Consider the following 24,621-nt stretch of genomic DNA (forward strand, 5'->3'; position numbering starts at 1 on the left):
TGATACTATGCCGTATAATGGGCCGACGTAAGAAAATTGTACAGGAATGCGAGACACTGATGAACACTCCGGAGCACATCCGGAATATCGCTATCGCGGCACACGTCGACCACGGGAAGACGACGCTGACGGACAACCTGCTGGCCGGTGCCGGGATGATCTCGGACGACACCGCAGGCGAGCAGCTCGCGATGGACACCGAAGAGGACGAGCAAGAGCGTGGGATCACCATCGACGCGGCGAACGTCTCGATGACCCACGAGTACGAGGACACCAACCACCTCATCAACCTCATCGACACGCCGGGCCACGTCGACTTCGGCGGTGACGTGACCCGAGCGATGCGCGCCGTCGACGGCGCGCTCGTGGTCGTCGACGCGGTCGAGGGCGCGATGCCCCAGACCGAGACCGTCCTCCGACAGGCACTCCGCGAGGGTGTCAAGCCGACGCTGTTCATCAACAAGGTCGACCGACTCATCTCCGAGCTGCAGGAGGGGCCCGAGGAGATGCAAAAGCGCCTGATGAGCGTCATCGCCGACGTGAACGAGCTCATCCGGGGCATGACCGAGGAGATGGACGACATCGACGAGGACTGGACGGTCTCCGTCGAGGAAGGGACTGTCGGCTTCGGCTCTGCGCTGTACAAGTGGGGCGTCTCCATGCCCTCGATGCAGCGGACCGGGATGGACTTCGGCGAGATCATGGAACTCGAACGCGCCGACAAGCGCCAGGAGCTCCACGAGCGGACGCCGCTGTCGGACGTCGTGCTCGACATGGTCTGTGAGCACTTCCCGAACCCGATCGACGCCCAGCCCCGTCGTATCCCGCGCATCTGGCGTGGCGACGCCGACTCCGAGGTCGCAGAGAGCATGAAGCTCGTCGACGAGGACGGAGAGATCGTCCTGATGGTCACCGACATCGGCGTCGACCCCCACGCGGGCGAGATCGCCGCCGGTCGTGTCTTCTCCGGCACCCTGGAGAAGGGCCAGGAGCTGTACGTCTCCGGGACCGCGGGCAAGAACCGCGTCCAGAGCGTCGGGATCTACATGGGCGGCGAACGCGAGGAAGTGGAGGAAGTGCCGGCCGGCAACATCGCCGCCGTCACCGGCCTCAAGGACGCCATCGCCGGTTCTACCGTCTCCAGCGTCGAGATGACTCCCTTCGAGTCTATCGACCACATCTCCGAGCCGGTCATCACGAAGTCCATCGAGGCCAAGAACATGGACGACCTGCCCAAGCTCATCGAGACGCTCCGACAGGTCTCCAAGGAGGACCCGACCATCCAGATCGAGATCAACGAGGACACCGGCGAGCACCTCATCTCCGGGCAGGGCGAACTCCACCTCGAAGTCCAGACCCAGCGCATCGAGCGCAACCAGGGCATCCCGGTCAACACCGGCGAACCGATCGTCGTCTACCGCGAGGCACCCCAGCAGGCCTCCCGCGAGGTCGAGGGCATCTCGCCGAACCGCCACAACCGCTTCTACATCAGCGTCGAACCGCTCGAACAGGACATCGTCGACGCCATCAAGCTCGGCGACGCCTCCATGGACATGCCCGAACTGGAGCGCCGTGAAGCGCTGCAGGAAGCCGGCATGGAGAAGGAGACGTCCCAGAACGTCGAGCACATCCACGGGACGAACGTCTTCATCGACGACACGAAGGGGATCCAGCACCTCAACGAGACGATGGAGCTGCTCATCGAGGGCCTCGAAGAGGCGCTCAACGACGGTCCGCTGGCCGCAGAGCCGGTCCAGGGATCGCTCATCCGCCTCCACGACGCCCGCCTCCACGAGGACGCCATCCACCGCGGTCCCGCACAGGTCATCCCGGCCATGCGCGAGGCCGTCCACAACTCCCTGATCGACGCCGAGATCCGCCTCCTGGAGCCGATCCAGAACGTCCGCATCGACGTGCCCAACGAGCACATGGGCGCTGCCTCCGGCGAGATCCAGGGCCGTCGTGGCCGCGTCGACGACATGTACCAGGAAGGCGACCTGATGGTCGTCGAGGGCGTCGCGCCCGTCGACGAGATGATCGGCTTCTCCTCGGACATCCGCTCGGCGACCGAGGGCCGTGCCTCCTGGAACACCGAGAACGCCGGCTTCCAGGTCATGGCCGACAACCTCCAGCCCGACAAGATCGACGAGATCCGCACCCGCAAGGGCATGAAGCTCGAACTGCCCGAGACGATCGACTACTTCTAGGCAAACCACCTCTTTCGGCGTCGGGTCGCCTCCGGCGACCGCTCCTCGAAAAACGCGGTCTCACTGAGTGGTGCGAAGTGACTCGGGAGAGCTGGCTCTCCCGGTGGCGAAAAAAGCCCGACTGCCAGCGAACGATCGCTCGTCAGAGCGCTGATCAGACCGTGAAACCGCGGCCGGACCGCGGGACACCTGCTTCGACAGTCAGTACTCGGACACGCAGAAGGCGTTGCCTTCGGGATCTTCCAGCACTGTCCACTCGGCGGTCGTCCCGTCGTGGTGTTCCGTCTTCGTCTCGCGGACGGTCGCCCCGAGTTCACAGAGTCGCTCGACGCTCTCGGCTCTGTCTTCGACCGACAGATCGAGGTGGAGCGCCATCCGCCACTTCGTGCCGGACTGCAGTCGCTTGAAGAGGAGAGCAGGGCCGTCGCCGGGGCGGTCGACGAGTGCCGTCTCGGGGACCTCGGTGTCGCGGCGTTCGCCGTCGAGTGCGGCTTCCCAGAACGTCGCCAGTCGCTCCGGTGCGTCACAAGCGAAGGTAATAAACTGAAGCTCTGTCATGCACAGCAATCATTGCGCCGGGGAAAAAAGGCTGTCGACACCGGTATCGATCACCGCTCTCGTTCGGGACGGTGTCGCCGCTCGGGCTCGGTCGACTCCGTCGTCTGTGCCGGACGGCGTGTCGTCGCACAGCCCTCGACGACGAACTTCGCGCCGTCGGCGTCGGGATCGAGCGAGACCGTCCACCCGTGGGCCTCGGCGAGTTGCTGGACGATCGACAGGCCCAGTCCGGTCCCCTCGTCGCCGGTCGTGTAGCCGTGTTCGAAGATCTGCTCGCGTTCGTCCTCGGGGATTCCGGGGCCGTCGTCGGCCACGTAGAAGCCGTCCCCGGTCAGCCCGACCTCGATCGTGACCTCGTCGCCGACGTGGTCGACGGCGTTGCGAAACAGGTTCTCCAGCAGGCGCTGGAGACGTGTCTCGTCGGCCTCGATCGTCCCCTCGCCGCTCCGTTCGAGCGTCGCCGACCGGGTGTCGACGGTCGACCAGGCGGCCGAGACGACCGAATCGAAGTCGACGGCCTCGGTGTCGGTCACCGGGTCGGCGTTGTCGATCAGCGCCAGAATGTCGTCGATGATCGTCGCCATCCGGTCGAGTGACACCTCGACCTTGTCGAGGTAGGTCAGCGCCGCCGCGACGTCGAAGGCCCCGCTGTCGTCGGGATCGACGGCCTCGGTCGCCATCTGGAGGTAGCCAGTCGCGACGTTCAGGGGGTTGCGCAGGTCGTGAGAGACGGTGCTTGCGAACTGGTCGAGCTGGTCGTTCTTGCGTTCGAGCTCCCGCGAGCGGCGTTCGAGCTCCGTCGTCTCGACGAACCGGACGACGTGGCCGATGACCCGCGTCGTCTGCGTGGTGACGTACTCGGTGGAGACGAGGAAGTGCCGCGGCCCCCGCCCTGCGGTCCTGGTCGTGTTCCGGAGCGTGTCCCACTCGGTCGTCTCGGGGTCGATCGTGATGGCGGTCCGTTCTCGGTCGCCGTCCAGCTGCTCGCTCCCGAGTTCGTCGAACCGATCCAGGAACCCCTCCGCACCGTCGAGCGTCCCGAACAGCCCCTCGGCGGCGGCGTTCGTCGTGACGACGGTGCCGTCGGTGTCCAGCAGGACGACGGCGTCGTCGATGTCGTCGAGGATCTCCTCGCGTGCGACGACCTCGATGCGGCGCAGGCCGTGCTCGACCAGCGCCAGCGTCGTCAGGAAGAAGAACCCGGCGTATCCGATCGCCGTGTAGTCGTACTGGTACAGTGCCCCGCCGACGCGAAGCTGGAGGGCGATCACCACGATCGCGACCGAGACCGCGATCGAGAGGACGATCGCCGGCCACCACGCCGGCCGGAACCCCGTCGTCACCGCGTACGCGAGCAGGCCGGCAGCGGCGAGCAACAGGACGGCGTTGACCCCCAGCAGGCCGAACCCGAGGACGCCACGCTCGACGACGACGTGGGTGAACGGGCTCGACACCTGCCGGACGGCGTCGAACACCAGTCCGTGGACGGGGTTGGTCGCGATCGCGATCGCCGCCACGGCGACGAGGCCGCCCATCGCTCGACGTGCCCGGTCGGACCCCACCCGCTCGACACCGGCGTAACGGCCGGCAAAGCGCACGAACAGCACCAGCAGCCCCAGTTCGAGGACCGGGTTCAGCGCGACCAGCACCTCCAGGACCGGCCAGAGCTCGCCGACGAGCCCGTGGGCGACGTCCGAGGCCAGCCGGGCCCCGAGCACGACGAGCGTGAGCGCGAAAAGGTGTGCCCCCCTCGTCTGTCTGGTTCGCGTGATCCAGTAGGCCAGCCCGACGGTGACGAGAGTCATCGTGGCAAACAGCAGGAGGTGCTGGGTCTGGAGCGACGGGGCGTAGTCGAACCGCAGCTCGGACAGCGCCGTCGCGACCGCTCGGGACAGCCCGCCGCCGGTCATTCGTCGACCACCTCCGACGGTAGCTCCGTCTCACAGCCGCTGACGACGATCTTCGTCCCCGCCGCGTCGCCGTCGAGTGCGATCTCCCACCCGTGGGCCGCGGCCCGCTGTCGGGCCATCGTGAGCCCGAGACCGGCCGCAGCGTCGCGGGTCGTCACGCCCGCCTCGAACGCGCGGTCTCGGACCGACGAGTCGATACCGGGGCCGTCGTCGGCCACGTAGAAGCCGTCGTCGTCGAGACCGACGCGGACGGTGACCCCTTCGCCGCCGTGCTGGATCGCGTTCCGGACCAGCACGGCGAGGAGTCGATCGAGGTGCTCGCGGTCGGCGCTGATCTCGCCGGTGGCCTCGACCGAGAGGGTAGCCGCCTCCGGATCGAAGCGGTCCCAGACCGACTCGACGATCGCGTCGAACGGGATCGGTTCCGGATCGGTCTGTAACTCTCGGTCGCGAGCCAGTCCGAGGATGTCTTCGACGAGCTGGGCCATCCGGTTCAGCGCCGCGTCGATCGAACCGAGTGCAGTCGTGAGTGCCCGTCGGTCGACAGCCTCGGGCTCGTCGGCGTCCACCAGCACCGCTCGCACACGCTCCGTCTCCTCGCGTGCCTCGGCCAGCGGGCCGCGCAGATCCTGCGTGACAGCGCCAGCGAACTGATCGAGCTGCTCGTTGCGACGCTCGAGCTGAGACATGTGGCGCTTCAGCGCCGTCACGTCCGCGAACCGGACCGTGTAACCGATCACGTTGCTGGTCTCGGTCGTCACCGCCCGTGCGTTGACGATGAAGTGGCGTCGCTCGGTCTCGGGCGGCTCGCCGTGGGCTTCGGCGGCGCTGTCCGGCTGTGTCTCGTTCGCACCGGGATCTGTTGTCTCGGCTCGGTCGGTGGCTTCCACCGTCGTCTGGCCGTCCGAGTCTCCGTCCGTCCGGTCGTCACTGTCGGTCGGCGACTCGGCGTCGGCTTCGCGGTCGGTCACCCACCGATCGACCTGTAGGCTCATCTCCCGGGTGACCGTCTGATCGACGGTCGGGCGCGCCAGGGGCTCGGAGAAGACGGCGTCGAACGAGCGCCCGGTCGACAGCTCCGGGACGATCTCTTCGGCGGCCCCGTTCCACTCGACGACCCGCCAGGCGTCGTCGAGGATGACGATCGCGTCGTCGAGGTCGGCCACGATCGAGCGCTGCCCGCTGGGCTTGAGCCGCTGGAAGCCGTAGCCCAGCAGCGAGACGGTCGTCGCCAGGAGGAAGTAGTTGACGCCGGTCGCACTGTAGTCGTAGCCGGTCACCGGTCCCAGTTCCAGCACGTCGAGGACCGCGATGCCGACCGCGACGGCGAGTCCGATCCCGATGACGGCGACCGGTCGCCAGGCTCCTCGCGGCGAGCCGACGACGAAGGTTCGAGCGACGAGCACGCCCCCGGCAGCGACCAGCCCGGTCGTGAGTGCGAACAGGAGCCAGCCGACCGGACCGACGCTGGCCGTCACGTAGGTGAAGGGGCCGGCTGCGACGGCCGCGTCGGTAAAGACCTGTCCGTGGAGAGGGTTCGTCAGGACGGCGGTGGCTCCGACTGCCCCGAGCACACCGAGGGCGCGTTTCGCGTGCCGGGTCCTGCGCTCGCCGAGGTCGGCGTACTGGACGGCGAAGCCGGCAAACAGCACCGCCGTCGCGAACTCAAGCAGGAGATTGAGCGTCGCGAGCGGGGCTTCGACGCCGACGAAGCCGTCGAGCACGATCTGGGTCAGATCGCTCGTCGCTCGCACGGAGGCGACGACGAGGACGAGCGCGAGCAAGCGCGTCTCGGGTCCTCGACGGGCGATCACGAGCCACAGGGCGAGTCCCCACAGCGACACCGTCAACGGGAGCAGGCCGCCGACGTGCTGGGTCTGTGGCGTCGGCTCGTAGGCCACCAGCTCGCCGGTCCACTCCGGGACGGTGAACTCCGTGGCGTTCGCGGGCGTCGCGGTCTCGGTCGCCGTCCGGGTGCTGTCCGGCGTCGGAGTCGGCGTCGCAGTGTCGTCGTCGGCCGACGAACCGCCCGTGTCCGAGTCGCTGTCTGGTGGCGTCTCCCCCGCGGTCGGAGTCGCCGTCGCGGTCGGTGTCTGCGTCCGCGCCGTGGTCGCCGTCGGCGTCGTGGTGTCCGTTGTCGTTGCCGTCGGAGTCGTGGTGTCCATTGTCGTTGCCGTCGGAGTCGCGGTGTCCGTCGCTGTCGGAGTCGCCGTCGCGGCCGGCTGGACGGTCGACGTGGCCGTCGCCGTCTGTGTCGACGCGTATTGTAGATCCACGGTCCGGTGTCCCGCCGGCAACTGGAGGTCGACCGTGTTGTCGGCACCGACGGTTCCGGTCGTCAGTTGCGTCCCGCTGTCGGCGTCGACGGCCTCGACGGTGCGTCCGGCAGAGAGGTCTCCGTCCTCGACCGTGATCTCGGCTGGCGCGCTGGCGTTGTACGCCAGATCGACGCCGCCGGCCGAGCGTGCGTACTGAAACGAGCCGTAGCTCAGGTTCACCAGCGAATCGCGAACGACGACGGTCTCACCGGCGTCCGGCGTCACCCGGAGCGGTGCACTGGTGGGTTCGATCGAGCGCAGGCAGACGCCGTCGTCGGTCGCTGCGACGATGCGAAGCGACGCGGTGTCAGTCGCACTGACGGTGACGTTCGGGAACGCGAGCGTGGTGTCGTCGACGAACGGATTGCCGTCCAGCGTCTCGCCGTCGTACACTGCTTCGAGGCCGCTGTCGGTCGCGAAGACGGCCCCCTCGCTCCCCGGTTGGCAGTCGAGACCGGAGACGCTCGCGGCTCCGGCCGACAGCGGGACGAGTCCGCTCCAGACGAGGACCACCGCGACGAGCGTCCCGGCGACAACTGCCCGACGAGTGCATGATTCCATGTAATTCGGTCATCCCAGTTGTCGCCGCGGTCGGCGTGGTTCGCCGACGCAGTCGTACGTTCTCTCTGGTCGGCCGTCACGGTCCCGCCGGCTTCGTCGGCAAGAACCCCGACACGACGCCGCGACAGCGTCGATAGTGCTACCAGTGACTACGCGTCCGTTCGGACTTATAAGCATTGGCAATTGTTATCAATCGAGAGACTACCCTGCAACCGTCCTGCAATGTTCGGACAGCTGTCAGTCTCAGTCACCCTGTTGTACGAGCGCTTCGAGATCGTCCAGTCGCGCCTCCAGTTCGTCGATGCGTTCGTCTCTCCGTTCGAGTTCGTCCGCCAGCTCGTCGACCTGTTCGTCTCGTTCGGCGAGCCGTCCTTCGAGTTCGTCGATGCGTTCGTCTCTCCGTTCGAGTTCGCCCGCCAGCTCGTCGGCCCGGTCTGCGAGTCCCTGGATCGCCGCCAGGGCGACGCCGTCGGCGTTGATGGAGTTGATGTGGCGCTCGCTCTCTCCGAGACCGAAGGCGTCGTCGAACGCCTCGGCGGTCGGACCCATGTGCTCGACTCCGGCGGCCTCGCCGTCGCTGGTCTTGTACTCCCAGGTGGCCACGTCCAGCGAGCGGACGCCGTCGAGGACGCTGTCGGGATCGATCGGCTGGAAGTTCGTCTTCGCCGCTCTGGTCGACGTCGCCGTCCACCCGGTCGACCCGCTCGGAATGTAGGTCGTTCCGGCCCCGTTGACGATGCGGGCACCGTTTTGCGCCCGGACGTGGAACGTGTCGGTTCCGGTCACGCCGGAGCCGTTGTAGTCGGTGTCGGACGCGAAGTCGGCGTCCTGACTGTCTGCCCAGACGAACGCCCCGGCGTCGTTGGCCGCCGCGCGACGGCCGGCCGCAAGCGAGTGACTCCCAGCGGCCGCGTTGCTCTGGCCGCCGGGAACCGCCGCGTACGGTCCCGTTGCGCTGTTGTTCTGCCCGCCGTCGACGGTCGACTGGTCGCCGCCGGCCGTGTTGCTGTTTCCGCCGCCGACCGTCGCGTGCTGGCCCGACGCGGTGTTCGTCGACCCGCCACCGATCGTCCCGTACTGGCTGTTCGCACTGTTGGAGTAGCCACCCGCGACGGCCGCGTAGTTGCCCGAACTGGTGTTGTCGTTGCCGCCACCGACGGCCACGGACTTGGCAGACGCGGTGTTGGCCGTTCCGCCGGCAATCGTCGCGTACTCGCTCGAAGCGGTGTTGCTGTAGCCCCCACCGATCGTCGCGTGGGCCGCCGTCACCGGATCGCCGTCGTTGCTCCCGACCGTGTTGTTCTGGCCGCCGCTGATCGTCCCGTAGTTGTCGTAGGCGACGTTCTCGTGACTGTTGGTCGGGCTGCCGCCGCCGCCGACCGCGACGCCCGTCGCCCCGTCACCGATCTGGGCGTACTGACCCAGCAGGACGTTGCCCGCGGCCGTTTCGGTGTTTCCGTCGGTTCCGGTCGGTGTGAACCGGGCGACGCGGGTGGTGCCGACGAAGGCCTCGAACGCCGTCGCCGTCGTGGTGCCGATCCAGGGCGTCACGACCCGCGGGTTGCTGACGCCACTCAGATCGATCCCCGTGTACGAGCTGGTCGGTTCGAGGAGATCGTCCGCGTCCGGATCGCTCCACACCGACGAGCCGGCCGTCGCGTCGATCGTGACCGCTCCGCTGGCGCTCGACAGCGAGACGTTCGTGCCCCCGACGAGCGATCGGAGCTGCAGGTCCCTGTCGGTCGTCCCGGTGTAGATGTCGGTGCCGGAACCCGTACTCGTCGCGCCGGTCACGTCGGCCGACAGCGAGCCGCTGTCGATCCCCAGCCCCGGCCCCAGCAGTGAACTCACCGCCGTGTTGCTCGTCAGGCCGCCGTGGAGCTGCTGGGCGTAGACGGTCGCGACCGGATCGGTGTCGGTCCCGAGCTGGCCCTGTGGATCAGCCCGTGCCTTCCCGACGGCGTAGCTGCCGACGCCGACGAGTCCCAGCCCCTTCAGTATCGTCCGACGCGTCAGACCGTCTTCACCCTCTGGCTCGTCGTCCGCCGTCGCGACCATCGCCTCCAGTCGTTCGACTCGCCGACGGAGGTCGTCCGTCGTCATCCCGGTGTCTCCGGTAGCCGCCGACTGCGTGGTTTCGATTCGCCTCGGTCTCCTCCCCGCCCGTGATCCCGGACCCGTCTCTCTGTGGTCGTCGTTCGCGCCATCCCTGTGAAGAGTTTCCAAGCAGCATGATGAATGTTCTGGCGAAAGCCTCAAGTGTTCGGTCTGGCACCGGCCGATTCTGGCAGTACTGTCCGTTAAATCGATATCGGGGTCGTCTGTCTCACCGTCGGCACGACCGTTCTTGGGTGATTGGACGCTGGCTGTCGACGGCGAACGGACGGTTTCTTATAGCACGCGGTTCGTGTGCTTGCACAATGAGCGGCAGTATCCAGAAGGAGGTGAGCGGTCGATGAGCGACTCGCAGGACGAGGTTCGAGCCTACACAGTCCGGCTCGAACTGGTCGACGAACCCGGCGAACTGCTCCGGGCGCTCCACCCGATCGCCGACAACGGCGGCAACCTCCTCTCTATCTTCCACGAGCGTGGGAACATGACGCCACGGGGACACATCCCCGTGGAGGTCGACCTGGAGGCCACGCCCGAGCGGTTCGAGGACATCGTCGAGGCCCTCCAGGCGGAGAACTTCAACATCATCCAGGCCGGCGCGGAGCGCTACAGCGAGGCGCTGACGATCGTCCTCTCGGGTCACCTGGTGAACACGGACCTCTCTCACACGCTCTCACACATCCAGGAAGCCACCGAGGCAACGGTCACCGACCTGTCGCTGTCGGCCCCGGAAGGCACCGAAGACGTATCGAGCGCACGACTCCGTCTCGCCACCGAGGCGGGCAACGCCGACAACGCGCTGGCGGCGGTCCGAGAGATCGCCGCCGAGAAGGAACTGACTGTCGTCGAGCCGCTGACGGCGGGTGGTGACGCGTGAAACTCGCAGTCCTCGGTGCCGGTGCGGTGGGCCGATCGGTCGCGGAACTCGCGGGCGATTACGGCCACACCGTGACCGCACTGGCCGACTCCAGTGGGGCAGTCGTCGACGCCGACGGGATCGACGTCGACGCGGCCCTCGCTGCCAAAGAGGCCGACGGGACGGTCGGATCGGCCCGGCCCGAGACCGCTCTCGAAGCGGAGTACGACGCCCTCGTCGAAGCCACGCCGACGACGCTCGGCGACGCCCAGCCCGGCTTCGGTCACGTCGAGGCCGCACTGGAGCGGGACCGTCACGTCGTCCTCGCGAACAAGGGCCCCGTCGCAGAACGGTACGCCGACGTGCGCGCGCTCGAACGCGAGAGCGCGGGCGACGTGCTCTTCGAGGCGACTGTCGGCGGTGCGATGCCCGTCCTGTCGACGATCGACGACTTCGACCCCGAACACATCACCGCGGCGCGGGGCGTCCTCAACGGGACGGCGAACTTCATCCTCTCGCGGATGGCCGCCGAGGGCCTGGGCTACGAACACGTCCTCGCCGAGGCCCAGGATCTCGGCGTCGCCGAGGCCGACCCCACGTTCGACGTCGAGGGCACCGACGCCGCCCTGAAGTGTGTCATCGTCGCGAACGTCCTCGCGGGCGAGCGACGCGAGTACACGCTCGACGACGCCACGGTCGAGGGGATCAGCTCGATCCCCGGCAGCGCCCTCGAACTCGCACAGGAAGACGGCCGCACGATCCGCCTCATCGGCGAGGTCGCCGACGGCGACGTTCGCGTCGGCCCGCGGCTGGTTCCGGAAAACGCCGCGCTCTCCGTCTCCGGGACGCGCAACATCGTCCAGCTCGAAACGGAACACGCCGGACGACTCAACATCTCGGGTCGCGGTGCCGGCGGCCCCGAGACGGCGAGTGCGGTCCTGGCCGACGTCGGGCGACTTCCCGAGTAGCCGACCTCCTCTTTCTCGCCACCCGGTTGGTCGTGTCGCGCGCGCTCTCTGGGCACCTCAGGGGCACCTCTGTCCCCCGATCGGCCCCGATTCCGGTGGTGTGAGCGGGCCGCGAACGGGGCTCGGCCCGTGTCACCGCGTGCCAAATCGCAGGACGGCGTCGGGACGGCCTACGGACGCTTTCGAAATCGTTTTATGAACTACCGCGCAAAGACTCCGATATAGCGCCTCTGCGCGTGAGATACAACAATGAGCGACCGACACCAGAACCTGGCCATCATCGGCCACGTCGACCACGGAAAGAGTACGCTCGTCGGACGACTCCTCTACGAGACAGGGTCCGTCCCCGAGCACGTCATCGAACAGCACAAGGAAGAAGCCGAGGAGAAGGGCAAGGGCGGCTTCGAGTTCGCCTACGTCATGGACAACCTCGCCGAAGAGCGCGAACGCGGTGTCACCATCGACATCGCCCACCAGGAGTTCAGCACGGACGCCTACGACTTCACCATCGTCGACTGTCCTGGTCACCGCGACTTCGTCAAGAACATGATCACCGGCGCGAGCCAGGCCGACAACGCAGTCCTCGTCGTCGCCGCTGACGACGGTGTCGCGCCCCAGACTCGCGAGCACGTCTTCCTGGCACGCACGCTGGGCATCGGCGAGCTCATCGTCGGCGTCAACAAGATGGACCTCGTCGACTACAGCGAGTCCGACTACAACCAGGTCGTCTCCGAGGTCGAGGACCTGCTCAACCAGGTCCGCTTCGGTACCGAGGACGCCAGCTTCATCCCGATCTCCGCGTTCGAAGGCGACAACATCGCCGAGGAGTCGGACAACACCGACTGGTACGACGGCGACATCCTGCTCGAAGCACTCAACGACCTGCCCGAGCCGGAGCCGCCGACGGACGCACCGCTGCGCCTCCCGATCCAGGACGTTTACACGATCGACGGCATCGGTACGGTGCCGGTCGGCCGTGTCGAGACCGGTATCCTGAACGTCGGCGACAACGTCTCCTTCCAGCCCAGCGACGTGGGCGGCGAGGTCAAGACCGTCGAGATGCACCACGAAGAGGTGCCCAAGGCAGAGCCCGGCGACAACGTCGGGTTCAACGTCCGTGGCATCGGCAAGGACGACATCCGCCGCGGTGACGTCTGTGGCCCGGCCGACGACCCGCCGACGGTCGCCGAAACCTTCCAGGCCCAGATCGTCGTCATGCAGCACCCGTCCGTGATCACGGCCGGCTACACCCCGGTCTTCCACGCTCACACCGCACAGGTCGCCTGTACGATCGAGTCCATCGACCAGAAGATCGACCCGTCCTCCGGCGAGGTCGCCGAGGAGAACCCGGACTTCATCCAGAACGGCGACGCCGCGGTCGTCACCATCCGACCCCAGAAGCCCCTCAGCATCGAGCCCTCGGGCGAGATCCCGGAGCTCGGGAGCTTCGCCATCCGCGACATGGGTCAGACCATCGCAGCTGGGAAAGTCCTCGACGTGGACGAGCGATAACGCATGTCCCAACAGGCACGCGTCCGGCTGGCAGGGACCAGCCCCGAAGACCTCGACGACATCTGCGGTGACGTTCGCGAGATCGCGAACAAGACCGGCGTCGAGCTCTCGGGCCCCGTCCCGCTGCCGACCAAGACGCTGGAAGTCCCCACCCGCAAGTCCCCCGACGGCGAAGGGACCGCGACGTGGGAACACTGGGAGATGCGCGTCCACAAGCGACTCATCGACATCGACGCCGACGAACGAGCACTGCGCCAGCTCATGCGGATCCAGGTCCCGAACGACGTCTCAATCGAGATCGTCCTCGAGGACTGAGGACTCGCTCAGCGAGTCCGAAGGTCGAAAGACGGCGTCGCCGCCTTTCGGGACTGAACGCGGCCACGACGCCGCGTCCGCTTCGAACCAGCGTTCGGCGTCCGACACTGTGTGACGGATTCCCGAACGCCACTCTCACGCGCAGGGTTTAAACCGTTCCGCGCGCGAGTGGCCAACGCGGGCTCGTAGATCAGTGGTAGATCGCTTCCTTCGCAAGGAAGAGGCCCCGGGTTCAAATCCCGGCGAGTCCATTCTTCCGTCGCTTCGCTCCATCAGTCGTTCTCTCGTCGTCCGACACAGCGCCGCCCTTGATCGTCGGCGAATAGCTACGCTTTTACTCACAGCTGTCCGATAGCGTGGTATGGCTGCTCATAGCGCTCGACCCGGCGACGAAGACAGCGCTACTCTTCCCGACGCCGTGCCGTTCGAGCTCCCGATTCTGACGCGGCTGAGCTGGGAGCTGGGGGCGCGTGTCGTCGCGGACGACGAGGCGACGGTACACAGCAGGTGGGACTGTACGAACAGGCCGTGGACGCTGTCGCTGTTCCACGTGACGGATCACACGGATCTCGTTCGGGTGCGGACGCCCGTGGGCCGAGAACGATTCTACGGAGCGACGCGGTCCGAACTGGACGACGCGCTTGGGACGCTCGTCGAGGCACCGGACTGGGAGCGGGTCGACGACACTGTCCGGTACTGATACCGTCGCGTGTCTGTGGCGAGGTCCGTCGCTCCGGTCACTCTCTTCTCGTCGGTCGGAGTGGAGCTATCGGGTGTCGAGATCCGGGCTCCACTCGGTCATCGCGAACAGGAACAGGGCGACGCCCAGAACGGTGACCAACAGCGCCAGATCGAACAGCGGCGTCAGGGCGGGGACGACCCCGAGGACGATATCGCTGGTGCCCACCAGGTTGAGGACGAAGGCGAGCGCGCCCGCCGCAGTGAGCAGGAGACCGACGACGGCGACGGCGAGCAGTCCCAGTGGTGGGTCTTCGGCGGCGGTGTCGATGTCGGCGTCCATCACCGGGGGCTGAGAGTGCCACTCACCTATCGCTTGGGATCGACGGTCAGACGAGTGCGACGACTCCGACTCGTCTCGGCGTGGACTCGTCGCAGCGGTGCCAGTTACTGGGAGATGCCGTACGTGTCGCCGGTCCAGTCGCGAGCGGGATGGTCGTAGACGGGCTGGTCGCGGTCCCGGTCGTCGAGGCGCTCGCGGTCCTCGGCGGCCAGCTCCCAGTCGAACAGCGCGCCGTTTTGGCGGACGTGTTCGGGCGAGGACGATTTGGGGAGGACGACCACGTCCTGTTCGACGGCCCACTTCAGGACGATCTGTGCTGTCGACTTATCGTAGGTCTCGGCCAGTTCCTGAACCACTGGGTCGTCGAAAATCTCCGTCCGGGCGAGGGGGGCGGCGGCCTCGATCACGGTGTCGGTCTCGCGGCAGTAGTCGACGAGGTCGGGCCGCTGGAGGTAGGGGTGGAACTCGATCTGGTTGACCGCGATGGGAACGTCGCTGACGTGGTGGGCACAGCTGAGCTGGTAGGCGCTGAAGTTCGAGACGCCGACGTTTCGGATCAGTCCGCGGTCGTGTAGCGTCGCCATCGCGTTCATCGTCTCGCGCAGCGAGATCGCGGGGTTGGGCCAGTGGACGAGATAGAGATCGAGGTAGTCGGTCCCGAGTCGCTCCAGCGAGGCCTCACACGAGGCGATCACCGACTCGTAGTCGAGGTTCTTGGGGAGGACCTTCGAGGTGAGAAACAGTTCCTCACGGTCGTAGTCGGCCAGCACGTCGCCGATCTCGTCTTCGTTTTTGTACCCCTCCGCGGTGTCGACGTGGGTGTAGCCCGCGTCCAGTCCGGCCCGGACCGAATCACGGAGCGTGTCGCCGTCGATGTTCCAGGTGCCGACGCCGACGATCGGAAGCTCGTCACCGCTCGGGAGCGTACGCGTTGGATGCGACATCGTCTAGGATGGGAGTACACGTGGTGTTAATCGTTGTGCATGCAGCGAACGGGACACCGTCTCACGGCCTCGATGCCGGTCACTCCTCGGCGTAGGGCCAGTTCGGGTCACGTGGCGCGTCGGCGGGCGTCTTAGTCTGGTCTGCGGCCTCGGGCGTGCAGGCTCCGTGTTTCTCGAAGTTGCTGCGGGCGTCGCTGAGCGAGACGTGGTTGGTGTCGCTGACGTACTCGGCGTCGCCGAACTGGACGGGGTCGTCGAGCCAGTGACACACCGGACAGACCTCGTAGGAACCGGGCTGGCCCTCCGGCAGTGTCCGGTAGCCACAACACGGGCAAAAGCCCAGCTCGCGGGAGGCAGGGTTTCCGGGCGAATCCGTCGACATACTCTGCGGTATGTCACGACACACCAAAGAACCACGGGATCGTTCTACCGGTCCGTGCCAGATCCGTGCTACTCCTCGCTGGCTTCGACCTTGCTGGCGTACTTCTCTAACTCGGCGGCCATCTCGCGAGCCTCGGCCGGCGACAGCGACACGGTGTCGGCGTGAGGCTCCACGGCGTCGACCTCGGTGTTGTCCATCTCCAGTTGTACCTCGACGGCGTCGGGGTCCTCACGCGTGTCCGTACTGACGTTCAACACGGCGTAGGCGTCTTCCTCGAAGCCGTGTCCCTCGACGTGTCCTTCCAGCAGGTCGAAGGTCGTGTACGCGTTGACCCGCATGATCCGATCGACCATATGCTACACAGTAGTGGCTCGGACTTATAGCGTCGGTGACTGCCGATCCGTCGTCGACACTGCACGATCGACGGCGACTCATACTACCGGCTGTAAATCTGTGAACGATTTCGCCACCCCGGGGTGGCGAAGCTCTTCACGAAGTGACAGCCGGCAGTATCACTCCTCGTCGTCCGTGCCGCCGAGCGGGCCTCCGATCGAGTACAGCAAGAGTCGATAGAGGAGGTACGCGCCGCCAGCGAACAGCACGAGGTCGATGAGATATAACTCGACGAGCTGGAGCGGCGTCAGCTCGTTCAACACGAGATCGCCGGTGAGAATCAGAAACTCCAGGGTCGCGACGATGATCAGTGCGGGCACGAAAAGCACCGCGAGGCCCAGCGCGATCGTCTTGAGGTTGCTCCGACCGCCGTCAGATCCCATGCTAGAGCGTTCGCGGGCCAGTACAAAAGCACTGGGGCAACGCACTGACGAGCCCGTCCAGCGCGATCGTCTCTCCGCGCTGGTCGCACGGACGAACGACGACGATGGTACACCGTCGACGAGGGGACTCCGGCGACTCGTCTCGTACTGTTGGCTGTCCCTTCGTGGAGAAATTCGCCACCCCAGGCGAAATCGGTCACAGATGGACAGCCGACGGTATCAGTCGTCGGACGGCAGCGGCTCGTCGTTGGCGTCGGTCGGTGCCGGCGAGGACTGCATGTCGCTGTCCTCGGCGTAGGGGTACCAGGTCATCTTCGTGTTGCCCAGGTACGGATCGTCGTAGCCGGTCTCTTCGGGGTCTGCCAGGGACTGTAGGGCCTCCTCGTCGCGGTCCGCGACGAACTCGCGGAAGGTCTCGTCGCCCTCGCGCTCGGCCTCGAAGGCGTCGAGGAGATTCTCGATGTAGCCCGGCACTTCGTCGGCGGCGACGCGCATCTCGACCCAGTCGGCGAAGTGGGGGTTCTCTCCGAGGCCGCCGCCGAGGCCGATGTCGAATGCCTCGACCGGCTCGCCGTCCTTGCGGGTCTTCATACCCCGCAGCGAGATGTCGGCGATCTGGGGCTGGGCACAGGACGCCGTACAGCCCGAGAGGTGGATGTGGAAGTCCTCGACACCCTCGGGCAGCGAGACGTTGTCCTTGAGCCAGCGGGCGTAGCGGACCTGTCGGTTCTTGGTCTCGACGATCGACAGCGAGCAAAACTCCGTCCCCGTACAGGCGATCGAGCCCCGCATGAACGGGTGGGGGTCGGGCGAGTAGTCCTCCAGCAGCGGCTCGTCGAGGAACGCGTCGAGGCGGTCACTGTCGACGTCCGTGACGATGACGTTCTGGCGCTGGGTCAGCCGGACCTCGCCGGAACCGTACTCCTCGGCGAGTTCGGCCAGTTCGTACACGTCGTCGACGCCCATCCGACCGACGAGGACGTTCAGGCCGACGTAGTAGTTGCCGTCGGGCTGTTCGTGGACGCCCACGTGGTCGCCGTGTTCGTTGCCGCCGGCGTTGTAGGTGTACTGGTCGCGCATGTCCTCGCCGGCCCGCGGAAGCTCGAAGTCGACGAACTCCTCCTGGAGGACCGACCGCATCTTCTCGGGACCCCACTCGTCCATGAGGAACTTGATGCGGGCGTTGAATCGGTCGTCGCGGTCGCCGTACTCGCGGAACAGTGCGGACATCCCGTGACCGATGTCGGCCGCCTTCTCCGGGGGGACCCACACGTCGATGTCGCGGGCGAGGCGGGGCTCCTTTCGGGAGAGGCCGCCGCCGACGCGGACGTTGAAGCCGAGTTCGCCGTCCTTCTCGGCTGGCTCGTAGGCGAGGTCGTTGATGTCGCCCTGGCCACAGCCCTGATCGCAGCCCGTGACCGAGACCTTCCACTTGCGCGGGAGGTTCGCGTAGTCGTCGTCGCCCTTGAACGTCTCGTGGAGGTCTTCGGCGATCGGCCAGGCGTCGATGTGTTCGTGTTTGTCCTTGCCGGCGACGGGACAGCCGACGATGTTCCGCCAGGAGTCACCACAGGCCTGCTGGGTCGAGAGACCGACAGATTCGAGCAGTTCGAAGATCTCCGGAATGTCCTCGATTTTGATCCAGTGGAGCTGGATCGACTGGCGGGTCGTCCAGTCACAGTAGGCGTCACCGAACTCCGGGTTCTCCTCGGGGCCGCGGGCGTACTTGTCGGCGACCTCCGCGATCACTTCCAGCTGTCCGGGCTCGATGACGCCGTTCGGTGTCCCGATCCGCATCATGAAGTACGACTCTTGGCCGGAGCGTTGGTGGTACAGGCCCCACCACTTGAAGCGCTCGAACCAGGCGTCGTGTTCGTCCTCAGGAATTGCGTCCCAACCCTCTTCGGCAAACTCCATGAGGTGGTCACGGATCTCGTTGCCGTACACCTCGTCTTTCCAGTTCTCGACTTTCGTCGGCATGGTTAGTGTACCTCTATTCTTGGGACCCACCCATATACAACACGCCTTCTCGACAAGGCTCCCCACCTCTCCCCGCAACAGGATGATGTTGCCTATTCTTGCGGGTCGGCCAGTCGGTGGCGCTTCTCCGGGATGTGGACGCTGTCGTGGACGACACCGTAGAACTCGCCCGATTCGGGGTCGATGACGCGTCCGACGGTGAGCCAGTCAGTCACGCCCTCCGTTCCACAGGCGATACAGCGACCGGCGATACGGGCCTGAATATTCGGGGGGTCGACGCCCGTATCGACGAACCCTTCGGCGAGGAAATCGGTGGGCTCACACCGGCAAAGCTCACTTTCCGCCAGCAACCACAGGTCGCTGACGTTCACCTCTCGGGAGTCGTTGACGCTGATCCAGGCCCCGTCGTCGAGCTGGTGAACGTCGGTCGTCATTAGATGTCATTAGATCCGCCGGCCACGTCAGTCGTTCGGCGTAGCCAAGTTTCGCCGCAACTGCGACGATCCCCGCTCTCTCTGGTGGTCCATGTGTGTTGGTGGCACTGACCGGCGCTCGTGGCCCGCCGTCGGAGATACCTGCACAAATTGCCGGCAAACGGGAGTGGTGGAAGGGATTACGGGTGAGAGCGGCTTTATGCGGGTGTAGGTAGTACGGGTGAGTACCGAAACACCGCGCTCACTGGCGCGATGCACAAACCAATGACAGACGCACAACAGAGTTCACGCGAAGACGTCGAAGCCGAAGAGCCAGCGACCGACCACCTCGACGATGTCGAGGACGGATGCGGTTGTACCGAGATCTGGGAGCACCTCTCGGAGAACCGAGACGACGCTGCCGCAGACGACTGAGTCGCTGTGAGACGCGTCTCGACGTGTCCTGGTACACGTCGGACCGGACCCTTTTATCGGACCGTTCCCAACGGAAAGTGATGACTGCCGATGGCCACGACGGCCCCAGCCACGCCGAGCGCGAGTCGCCGGTCGGGAAGCCGGTCATCCGCGGTGACCCCTCCCTGACCGGCCAGCGCGCCGAGGAGGCCGTGGAGTTCGACCCCGACGACCCCGAGAGCCTCGACCTGGCTGCACGGACCGTCCGGGCGTTCTCGGAGAACACCGCTGGTGCCGACGACAACGTCTACATGCTGCGCGGTGCGGCCGCCTGTGCCGCGCTGGTCCGGGGTGAGGGATCGTACAAGGCCGCCGCCGAACGCGCTGGGGGCGACGCCACCGTCTCGTTCATCCGCAAGTGGTCTCGCGTCCACGACCTCCCGCGCTCGATCCGCCGTCACGTCGCGATGGGACACATCGCTCCCACCGCGGCCAAACACATCGCTCGGGTCGGTGGCGAGGCCCGCCTCCAGCTCGCCTGGGCCGCGCTCGATCACGACCTGACCGTCCGACAGGTCCGCTCGGTCGCGAGCGACGTCAACGACGGTCAGTCGGTCGCCAGCGCGCTCGAAGCCGAGGGGGTCCGACTGGGCGAACTCGAACTCGCGCTCGATCCGGCCGTGTACCGCGAACTGCGTCGGCGCGCGGCGCTCGACGGGGAGTCGCCCGGCGCGGTCGTCAGCGAGCTACTGGCCGACCGACTGGACTGATACCACTCGGCGGGCTCTGGCACGCGCGCTCACCGCCCAACTCTCTCACAGACCGAGGGGTCGGTCTCAGTCGTCGGAGTGGGCCTGCTCGAAGGGCCGTGGCGGCAACAGCAGCTCTTCGAGTTCGGCCATGTGCTTGACGTTGTACAGCAGTTGCAACTCGTCGCTCGTCGGGATCCCGTTGCAGGCCAGCTGAAAGCCCCGGTCGACCATTTCGTCGGGCAGTACGTGATCGACGCGAGTCGTCAGCTCTCCGGACAGGACGACGACCGCGCAGTTGGCACACGCACCGCCACGGCAGGCGAAGGGCCAGGCGAAGTCGTTGCGCTCTGCGGCCTCCAGAACCGACTCGCGGGGGTAGACGTGGAAGCTCCCGTAGTCGGTGTCGTCGAGTCCGGCCCCGGCCGCCTTCTCGAAGAGGTCGTCGTCGTCCGCGTGCCAGCCGTGATCGTCCAGTACCTCGTAGTTGAGATACTCCACGCGCGGGTGGATCGAGCCGCCGTCGTCGTCGCTGTCGGCGTCGTCGGCGCGCTGTCGTTCGGTGCCGTCGGCCTCGCCCGACAGGATCTGCTCGTACGCGGCCCGCACCGACTGGAAGGCCTCCAGCGAGCCGCCGTGGTCGGGATGGGTCTCTTTGACCCGCTCCCTGTAAGCGCGCTCGATTGCCTCGTCGCTCGCGTCCGGGTCGACGGCGAGAACTTCGAACGGGGACGCCACGCCCGCTGCTAGTGGTATGGTGGGAATAAACCTTCGCCCTACACTGTTTTCGCGCCGACTTCGGCCGCCGACCCTCACCCTTCAATCTGGGGGTGCGTTCGCTCACTCTCCGACCGGCTCCAGGTCGGGCTCGAACAGCGCCTCGACGCGGCACTCGAAGTAGGCGGCGAGCTTGAACGCCAGCGCCAGCGACGGATCGTACCGCTCTCGCTCGACCGCGTTGATCGTCTGTCGTGAGACACCGACGGCTGTTGCCAGTTCGCCCTGGCTCAACCCCGCTCGTTCCCGGTAGGTGTCGATCTCGTTTTTCATGCTCCTCGCTGGCTCACTCGTACTGTCGCTTCACGAACCGGTGGACGGCTCCGAACACGAGGATCAACAGGAGATATCCCCAGAGCGCACCCCTGACGGCGGCGGGAGCGGTGTAGACGCCGGTCGTCGAGAGGACGACATCGGCCGGCAGACCGAGTATCGCCACGACGGTGACGAACAGGAACGTCGTCTGACTCGCCTCGCGCTCCATCCGCCGTTCGAGTTCGTCGCCGACCGACACGGGCGACTGCCAGTACCCGACGGCCATCCCGAGACAACCGAGCCAGTACAGTCCCAGTCCCGCGAAGAGCACCACGGCTCTGTCGGTCAGCATCCACAGCGCGGTCGCGACGAAGAAACTCAGCACGCCGAAACCGACCGACCTGTTGATCCACTGGCTGTACTGCTCGCGCTTCTCGACTCGCTGTCTGGCGGTGAGTTCCTCGCTCATGGGTATCGCAGGTGTAAAGCACCCTTTACAGTAAAGAATACTTTACACCCAGATAAAGCTACCGCTCAGACCCAGCTCTCGGTCGCCGCTCACGTCGTCACTGTCCGGGAAAGCACCAGCGGTGGTCGTCACTCCGCTCCAACTGTCTCTGGGTGATGACGGCCAACTCCGTCACTCGTCGGTCTGGTGAACTCCGAACACACACTCCAGCCCGAACACGACGACTGCCATCGTGACGGCCTGGACGACGAGCAATCCGCTGCCCAACACCAGTCCGACGACGAGGACACCGAGTCCCGTCGCCGTCCCCAGTATCGCCGCGTACGGCACGCGAGAGCGGTCTCGCAACCACGCGTCGACGCGGTCGTACAGTCGCGTCGCTGTCTCCATACGCTGCACACGACCACGACACGGAAATAGCTGCTCCGAGCCTGCGGGGCTCCCCGAACTGACGGCATCGCTCCGATGCCCTCCCGCAAAACATGGGTGAAAAGACGGACTCGCTTCGCTCGTCCGGTCGCTTCGGATCAGACGGAGAACTCGAAGAGGTCGTCGCGCAACCATCTTTTGACTCGTCGGGTCGCTGACGCGACCACTCCTCGCAAAACATGGGTGAAAAGACGGACTCGCTTCGCTCGTCCGGTCCCCTCGGATCAGACGGAGAACTCGAAGAGATCGTCGCGCAACCATCTTTTGACTCGTCGGATCGCTAGCGCGACCACTCCTCGCAAAACATGGGTGAAAAGACGGACTCGCTTCGCTCGTCCGGTCCCCTCGGATCAGACGGAGAACTCGAAGAGATCGTCGCCCACGTGGTGGATCGACTCGACGACCTTCCCGCTGTCGCCGACCATCTCGTCGCCGCTCGCCTTCGCACGCCCGACGGCGAGGAACTTCCCGTGTGATTCCTCGTTGATCGCGACGAGATCGCCCGCGGCGATGTCGTCGTCGGCCTCGGTGATGCCGGGTCGCATCACGTCTGCGCCGTCAGAGACGAACGAGATCGCGCCGCTGTCGACGGTGACGACGTGGTCTTCGGGCGGGTACGCGTTGAGTCCCTCGACGGTGAGGAACGGCTCGCCGTCGACGTACAGCACGAGCGGGTCGCCGTCGACCAGCACCACGTCCCAGTCGCTGTCCTCGAACTCCACTTTCTCGAAGGTGTCGGCGTCCAGTTCCACGCCGAGGTTCGCGACCACGGCCTCCTCGATGGCGTCGATCTCGTCGGCCCTGAGGTGGTGGCGCGACTTGACGTTCATGCCCGCATCGTCGTGGGCAGCGGAGATAAATCGACCGTTCTCGGCCGGCGTCCTCGTCGGACGGCGCTGTACTGGGGGCACCGTCCCGGATCCTGACTGCTGTGCTACAAAAGACCGCTTTGGCGAACAGTTTACTTCGTCGCCCCCGTCCGTCGGGTATGAGCAGGGCAGACGACCTCCAGGACTGTGAGGACTGTCTCGCGCCGGCCGACGCCTTCGCGATCGTCGGCGAGGAGACGCGCCTCTCGATCCTCGAAGCGCTGTGGCGACTCGACGAGCCGGCCGCCTTCTCCGAGATCCGTGCGGAAGTCGGGATGACCGACAGCGCGCAGTTCAACTACCACCTCGGGAAGCTGACCGACCAGTTCGTCCGCAAGACCGACGACGGGTACGAGCTTCGGACCGCGGGCGAGCGGATCGTCCAGGCCATCTTCGCCGGCTCGTTCACCCAGCATCCGGAACGCGAGATCGAGATCGACGATCCGTGCGTCCGCTGTGGCGCGACCCTGTCGGCCAACTACGTCGACGAGCAGCTGTCGATCACCTGCCCGTCGTGTGGGCACGGCCACGGCGAGTATCCGTTCCCGCCGGGGGGACTCCACGACCGGACCGACGCGGAGATCCTGTCGGCGTTCGACCAGCGCGTGCGCCACCTCCACTGTCTCGCCAAGGACGGCGTCTGTCCGGAGTGTAACGGCCGGATGGCGACGACGATCGGACGCGGCGAGGACTGCTGTCTGGGCGTCTCGGTGCGGGCGACCCACCGCTGCCGGCAGTGTGCTCACGAACTCTGTTCGGCCGTCGGGCTGGGACTCCTCGACCAGTCGCCCGTCGTGAGCTTCTACGAGGATCACGGCGTCGACCTCGCACAGACGCCCTACTGGCGACTCGACTGGTGTGTCGACGACCACCCGGTCACTGTCGTCGACGACGATCCCTGGCGGCTCCGCGTCGACGTGACTCGCGACGGCGACCGGCTCGCCGTCGTCGTCGACGGTGATCTCGAGATCGTCGAGACGCGCCGCGACCCGGCGACGCCCGCCGAGTGACGCCCCGTCCGTCGCTCGCGTGACACGTAGACCAACGCTGAAGACGATTCCCTCTCTCTTCTCTGTCAATGGCCAGTGCCATCCAGCTGTACACGCTCCGAGACATGGACTGTTCCGTCCCCGAACTCCTCGATCGCGTCGCCGGGGCCGGCTTCGACGGCGTCGAGTACGCCTACCGCGTCCCCGAGGCAGATTCCGAGGCCGTCCGGACGGCACTCGACGAGACCGGCCTCGCGGTGCCGGCCGCACACGTCCCCGTCGACGCCCTCGAAGACGATCTGGCGGCGACGGTCGAGCAGTACCGCTCGCTCCGGACCGAACGGCTCGTGGTTCCCTACCTCGACAGCGAGTCGTTCGGCACCGTCGAGCGCGTCCGCGAGACGGCCCGCCGCCTCGACGGGCTCGCCGACCGGCTCGCGGACCACGACTATCCGCTCCTGTATCACAACCACGACGCCGAGTTCGCCGATCTCGACGGTCGGACGGCCTTCGACGTGCTCGTCGAGGCGACCGACAGCGTCGCCTTCGAACTCGACGTCGGGCTGGCGACCTACGCCGGCGTCGACGCGGCCGCGGTGATCGACAGCCACGCCGACCGGATCGACCTGCTGCACTGCACGGACACGCACGTCGACGCCCCGGAACCGGCCCACGCCGCCTTCGGCACGGGTGACGTGGACTACGACGCCGTCTTCGACGCCGCCGAACGCGCCGGCATCGAGTGGCGCATCTACGAGAACGGATCACAGGACGATCCCGTCGGCGAACTCGACCACGCGGCCGAGCGCTTCCTGTCCTGATCGCCGTCCGTAACGA

At 66.4% G+C, this 24,621-nt stretch carries 26 protein-coding genes and 1 tRNA gene; 11 read left to right on the plus strand and 16 right to left on the minus strand.

The features are described 5' to 3' along the window. The first annotated feature begins 17 nt into the window (after positions 1-17). On the plus strand, positions 18-2,207 hold the full coding sequence (locus tag ACAH01_RS02435) for an elongation factor EF-2 (RefSeq protein ID WP_170092729.1): 2,190 nt from the start codon (positions 18-20) through the stop codon (positions 2,205-2,207). 201 nt (positions 2,208-2,408) lie between these two features. Here the strand turns inward: ACAH01_RS02435 and ACAH01_RS02440 are convergent, their stop codons facing one another. The 4 genes from ACAH01_RS02440 to ACAH01_RS02455 all read right to left on the minus strand — a co-directional run bounded on the left by ACAH01_RS02440 (position 2,409) and on the right by ACAH01_RS02455 (position 9,657). Beyond that, the gene (locus tag ACAH01_RS02440; RefSeq protein WP_372480125.1) at positions 2,409-2,765 is read right to left on the minus strand and encodes a VOC family protein; all 357 of its coding nucleotides are present in this window, start codon (positions 2,763-2,765) and stop codon (positions 2,409-2,411) included. A 50-nt stretch (positions 2,766-2,815) separates the two neighbouring features. Further along, positions 2,816-4,675 carry an ATP-binding protein gene (locus ACAH01_RS02445; protein ID WP_372480126.1) on the minus strand — a complete coding sequence of 620 codons (1,860 nt, stop codon included), beginning with the start codon at positions 4,673-4,675 and terminating at the stop codon, positions 2,816-2,818. Further along, on the minus strand, positions 4,672-7,554 hold the full coding sequence (locus ACAH01_RS02450; RefSeq protein WP_372480127.1) for a histidine kinase N-terminal 7TM domain-containing protein: 2,883 nt from the start codon (positions 7,552-7,554) through the stop codon (positions 4,672-4,674). The genes ACAH01_RS02445 and ACAH01_RS02450 overlap by 4 nt, the downstream gene beginning before the upstream one ends. Positions 7,555-7,797: 243 nt before the next feature. After that, positions 7,798-9,657, minus strand: a complete 1,860-nt coding sequence (locus ACAH01_RS02455; protein WP_372480128.1) for a tail fiber domain-containing protein — start codon at positions 9,655-9,657, stop codon at positions 7,798-7,800. Between the two features lie 352 nt (positions 9,658-10,009). On the opposite strand from ACAH01_RS02455, the gene ACAH01_RS02460 reads away from it, so the two are divergent. The 6 genes from ACAH01_RS02460 (at position 10,010) to ACAH01_RS02485 (ending at position 14,017) form a co-directional block, all read left to right on the plus strand. Continuing rightward, positions 10,010-10,543, plus strand: coding sequence for an amino acid-binding protein (locus tag ACAH01_RS02460; RefSeq protein ID WP_012808026.1), 534 nt, complete (start codon positions 10,010-10,012; stop codon positions 10,541-10,543). After that, the gene (locus ACAH01_RS02465; RefSeq protein WP_170092724.1) at positions 10,540-11,490 is read left to right on the plus strand and encodes a homoserine dehydrogenase; all 951 of its coding nucleotides are present in this window, start codon (positions 10,540-10,542) and stop codon (positions 11,488-11,490) included. The genes ACAH01_RS02460 and ACAH01_RS02465 overlap by 4 nt, the downstream gene beginning before the upstream one ends. Before the next feature lie 249 nt (positions 11,491-11,739). Beyond that, positions 11,740-13,002 carry a translation elongation factor EF-1 subunit alpha gene (gene tuf / locus ACAH01_RS02470; RefSeq protein WP_372480129.1) on the plus strand — a complete coding sequence of 421 codons (1,263 nt, stop codon included), beginning with the start codon at positions 11,740-11,742 and terminating at the stop codon, positions 13,000-13,002. 3 nt (positions 13,003-13,005) lie between these two features. Beyond that, complete coding sequence (gene rpsJ, locus ACAH01_RS02475; RefSeq protein ID WP_012808023.1) at positions 13,006-13,317, plus strand: 30S ribosomal protein S10; 312 nt, start codon at positions 13,006-13,008, stop codon at positions 13,315-13,317. Positions 13,318-13,496: 179 nt separating this feature from the next. Then, a tRNA-Ala gene (locus tag ACAH01_RS02480) sits at positions 13,497-13,568 on the plus strand. Between the two features lie 110 nt (positions 13,569-13,678). Continuing rightward, entirely contained in the window at positions 13,679-14,017 is a 339-nt protein-coding gene (locus ACAH01_RS02485; protein ID WP_153554567.1) for a hypothetical protein, read from the plus strand. 66 nt (positions 14,018-14,083) lie between these two features. On the opposite strand, the gene ACAH01_RS02490 is transcribed toward ACAH01_RS02485, so the two are convergent. The 7 genes from ACAH01_RS02490 to ACAH01_RS02520 form a co-directional block, all read right to left on the minus strand. Beyond that, entirely contained in the window at positions 14,084-14,338 is a 255-nt protein-coding gene (locus tag ACAH01_RS02490) for a hypothetical protein (RefSeq protein ID WP_372480130.1), read from the minus strand. A gap of 104 nt (positions 14,339-14,442) precedes the next feature. Further along, positions 14,443-15,282 carry an aldo/keto reductase gene (locus ACAH01_RS02495; protein WP_372480131.1) on the minus strand — a complete coding sequence of 280 codons (840 nt, stop codon included), beginning with the start codon at positions 15,280-15,282 and terminating at the stop codon, positions 14,443-14,445. Between the two features lie 79 nt (positions 15,283-15,361). After that, positions 15,362-15,664, minus strand: a complete 303-nt coding sequence (locus ACAH01_RS02500) for a CPCC family cysteine-rich protein (RefSeq protein ID WP_170092691.1) — start codon at positions 15,662-15,664, stop codon at positions 15,362-15,364. A gap of 68 nt (positions 15,665-15,732) precedes the next feature. Continuing rightward, the gene (locus tag ACAH01_RS02505) at positions 15,733-16,017 is read right to left on the minus strand and encodes a DUF6360 family protein (RefSeq protein WP_153554563.1); all 285 of its coding nucleotides are present in this window, start codon (positions 16,015-16,017) and stop codon (positions 15,733-15,735) included. 159 nt (positions 16,018-16,176) lie between these two features. Continuing rightward, positions 16,177-16,440, minus strand: coding sequence for a hypothetical protein (locus ACAH01_RS02510; protein WP_170092689.1), 264 nt, complete (start codon positions 16,438-16,440; stop codon positions 16,177-16,179). A 219-nt stretch (positions 16,441-16,659) separates the two neighbouring features. Further along, a complete protein-coding gene (locus ACAH01_RS02515) occupies positions 16,660-18,420 on the minus strand; it encodes a nitrite/sulfite reductase (protein ID WP_170092688.1) in 1,761 nt (586 codons plus the stop codon). A gap of 92 nt (positions 18,421-18,512) precedes the next feature. Then, complete coding sequence (locus ACAH01_RS02520; protein ID WP_170092687.1) at positions 18,513-18,854, minus strand: hypothetical protein; 342 nt, start codon at positions 18,852-18,854, stop codon at positions 18,513-18,515. A gap of 264 nt (positions 18,855-19,118) precedes the next feature. Here ACAH01_RS02520 and ACAH01_RS02525 point away from each other — a divergent pair, with 264 nt between their 5' ends. Together ACAH01_RS02525 and ACAH01_RS02530 are read left to right on the plus strand one after the other, a co-directional pair. Further along, positions 19,119-19,268, plus strand: a complete 150-nt coding sequence (locus tag ACAH01_RS02525; RefSeq protein ID WP_170092686.1) for a hypothetical protein — start codon at positions 19,119-19,121, stop codon at positions 19,266-19,268. A gap of 80 nt (positions 19,269-19,348) precedes the next feature. Then, entirely contained in the window at positions 19,349-20,017 is a 669-nt protein-coding gene (locus ACAH01_RS02530; RefSeq protein ID WP_153554559.1) for a hypothetical protein, read from the plus strand. A gap of 66 nt (positions 20,018-20,083) precedes the next feature. On the opposite strand, the gene fer is transcribed toward ACAH01_RS02530, so the two are convergent. The 5 genes from fer to ACAH01_RS02555 form a co-directional block, all read right to left on the minus strand. Further along, positions 20,084-20,734: a ferredoxin Fer gene (gene fer, locus ACAH01_RS02535; protein ID WP_372480132.1), complete on the minus strand. Its 651-nt coding sequence runs from the start codon at positions 20,732-20,734 to the stop codon at positions 20,084-20,086. Between the two features lie 102 nt (positions 20,735-20,836). Beyond that, positions 20,837-21,046 (minus strand): helix-turn-helix transcriptional regulator, encoded by a 210-nt coding sequence (locus ACAH01_RS02540; RefSeq protein WP_153554557.1) that lies wholly within the window; start codon positions 21,044-21,046, stop codon positions 20,837-20,839. 13 nt (positions 21,047-21,059) lie between these two features. Further along, the gene (locus ACAH01_RS02545) at positions 21,060-21,497 is read right to left on the minus strand and encodes a hypothetical protein (RefSeq protein ID WP_372480133.1); all 438 of its coding nucleotides are present in this window, start codon (positions 21,495-21,497) and stop codon (positions 21,060-21,062) included. 171 nt (positions 21,498-21,668) lie between these two features. Next, on the minus strand, positions 21,669-21,887 hold the full coding sequence (locus ACAH01_RS02550) for a hypothetical protein (protein WP_153554555.1): 219 nt from the start codon (positions 21,885-21,887) through the stop codon (positions 21,669-21,671). A gap of 389 nt (positions 21,888-22,276) precedes the next feature. After that, a complete protein-coding gene (locus ACAH01_RS02555) occupies positions 22,277-22,756 on the minus strand; it encodes an RNA-binding protein (protein WP_153554554.1) in 480 nt (159 codons plus the stop codon). A 158-nt stretch (positions 22,757-22,914) separates the two neighbouring features. Here ACAH01_RS02555 and ACAH01_RS02560 point away from each other — a divergent pair, with 158 nt between their 5' ends. Both ACAH01_RS02560 and ACAH01_RS02565 read left to right on the plus strand, forming a co-directional pair. Further along, a complete protein-coding gene (locus tag ACAH01_RS02560) occupies positions 22,915-23,805 on the plus strand; it encodes an ArsR family transcriptional regulator (protein ID WP_372480134.1) in 891 nt (296 codons plus the stop codon). Between the two features lie 68 nt (positions 23,806-23,873). After that, positions 23,874-24,605, plus strand: a complete 732-nt coding sequence (locus ACAH01_RS02565; protein WP_372480135.1) for a sugar phosphate isomerase/epimerase family protein — start codon at positions 23,874-23,876, stop codon at positions 24,603-24,605. Positions 24,606-24,621: the final 16 nt, after the last annotated feature.

The sequence above is a fragment of the Halomicrobium sp. HM KBTZ05 genome, assembly GCF_041530035.1.
Classification (GTDB): domain Archaea; phylum Halobacteriota; class Halobacteria; order Halobacteriales; family Haloarculaceae; genus Halomicrobium.

Bases quoted from the DNA above. Each gene is read 5' to 3' on its own strand.
- tuf (WP_372480129.1), top strand. From the start codon at position 11,740: ATGAGCGACCGACACCAGAACCTGGCCATCATCGGCCACGTCGACCAC.
- ACAH01_RS02435 (WP_170092729.1), top strand. From the start codon at position 18: ATGGGCCGACGTAAGAAAATTGTACAGGAATGCGAGACACTGATGAAC.
- ACAH01_RS02460 (WP_012808026.1), top strand. From the start codon at position 10,010: ATGAGCGACTCGCAGGACGAGGTTCGAGCCTACACAGTCCGGCTCGAA.
- ACAH01_RS02515 (WP_170092688.1), bottom strand. From the start codon at position 18,420: ATGCCGACGAAAGTCGAGAACTGGAAAGACGAGGTGTACGGCAACGAG.
- ACAH01_RS02455 (WP_372480128.1), bottom strand. From the start codon at position 9,657: ATGACGACGGACGACCTCCGTCGGCGAGTCGAACGACTGGAGGCGATG.
- ACAH01_RS02545 (WP_372480133.1), bottom strand. From the start codon at position 21,497: ATGAGCGAGGAACTCACCGCCAGACAGCGAGTCGAGAAGCGCGAGCAG.
- ACAH01_RS02550 (WP_153554555.1), bottom strand. From the start codon at position 21,887: ATGGAGACAGCGACGCGACTGTACGACCGCGTCGACGCGTGGTTGCGA.
- ACAH01_RS02505 (WP_153554563.1), bottom strand. From the start codon at position 16,017: ATGGTCGATCGGATCATGCGGGTCAACGCGTACACGACCTTCGACCTG.
- ACAH01_RS02445 (WP_372480126.1), bottom strand. From the start codon at position 4,675: ATGACCGGCGGCGGGCTGTCCCGAGCGGTCGCGACGGCGCTGTCCGAG.
- ACAH01_RS02510 (WP_170092689.1), bottom strand. From the start codon at position 16,440: ATGGGATCTGACGGCGGTCGGAGCAACCTCAAGACGATCGCGCTGGGC.
- ACAH01_RS02525 (WP_170092686.1), top strand. From the start codon at position 19,119: ATGACAGACGCACAACAGAGTTCACGCGAAGACGTCGAAGCCGAAGAG.
- ACAH01_RS02495 (WP_372480131.1), bottom strand. From the start codon at position 15,282: ATGTCGCATCCAACGCGTACGCTCCCGAGCGGTGACGAGCTTCCGATC.
- ACAH01_RS02490 (WP_372480130.1), bottom strand. From the start codon at position 14,338: ATGGACGCCGACATCGACACCGCCGCCGAAGACCCACCACTGGGACTG.
- ACAH01_RS02500 (WP_170092691.1), bottom strand. From the start codon at position 15,664: ATGTCGACGGATTCGCCCGGAAACCCTGCCTCCCGCGAGCTGGGCTTT.
- ACAH01_RS02530 (WP_153554559.1), top strand. From the start codon at position 19,349: ATGACTGCCGATGGCCACGACGGCCCCAGCCACGCCGAGCGCGAGTCG.
- ACAH01_RS02440 (WP_372480125.1), bottom strand. From the start codon at position 2,765: ATGACAGAGCTTCAGTTTATTACCTTCGCTTGTGACGCACCGGAGCGA.
- rpsJ (WP_012808023.1), top strand. From the start codon at position 13,006: ATGTCCCAACAGGCACGCGTCCGGCTGGCAGGGACCAGCCCCGAAGAC.
- ACAH01_RS02540 (WP_153554557.1), bottom strand. From the start codon at position 21,046: ATGAAAAACGAGATCGACACCTACCGGGAACGAGCGGGGTTGAGCCAG.
- ACAH01_RS02485 (WP_153554567.1), top strand. From the start codon at position 13,679: ATGGCTGCTCATAGCGCTCGACCCGGCGACGAAGACAGCGCTACTCTT.
- ACAH01_RS02450 (WP_372480127.1), bottom strand. From the start codon at position 7,554: ATGGAATCATGCACTCGTCGGGCAGTTGTCGCCGGGACGCTCGTCGCG.
- ACAH01_RS02520 (WP_170092687.1), bottom strand. From the start codon at position 18,854: ATGACGACCGACGTTCACCAGCTCGACGACGGGGCCTGGATCAGCGTC.
- ACAH01_RS02555 (WP_153554554.1), bottom strand. From the start codon at position 22,756: ATGAACGTCAAGTCGCGCCACCACCTCAGGGCCGACGAGATCGACGCC.
- ACAH01_RS02565 (WP_372480135.1), top strand. From the start codon at position 23,874: ATGGCCAGTGCCATCCAGCTGTACACGCTCCGAGACATGGACTGTTCC.
- ACAH01_RS02560 (WP_372480134.1), top strand. From the start codon at position 22,915: ATGAGCAGGGCAGACGACCTCCAGGACTGTGAGGACTGTCTCGCGCCG.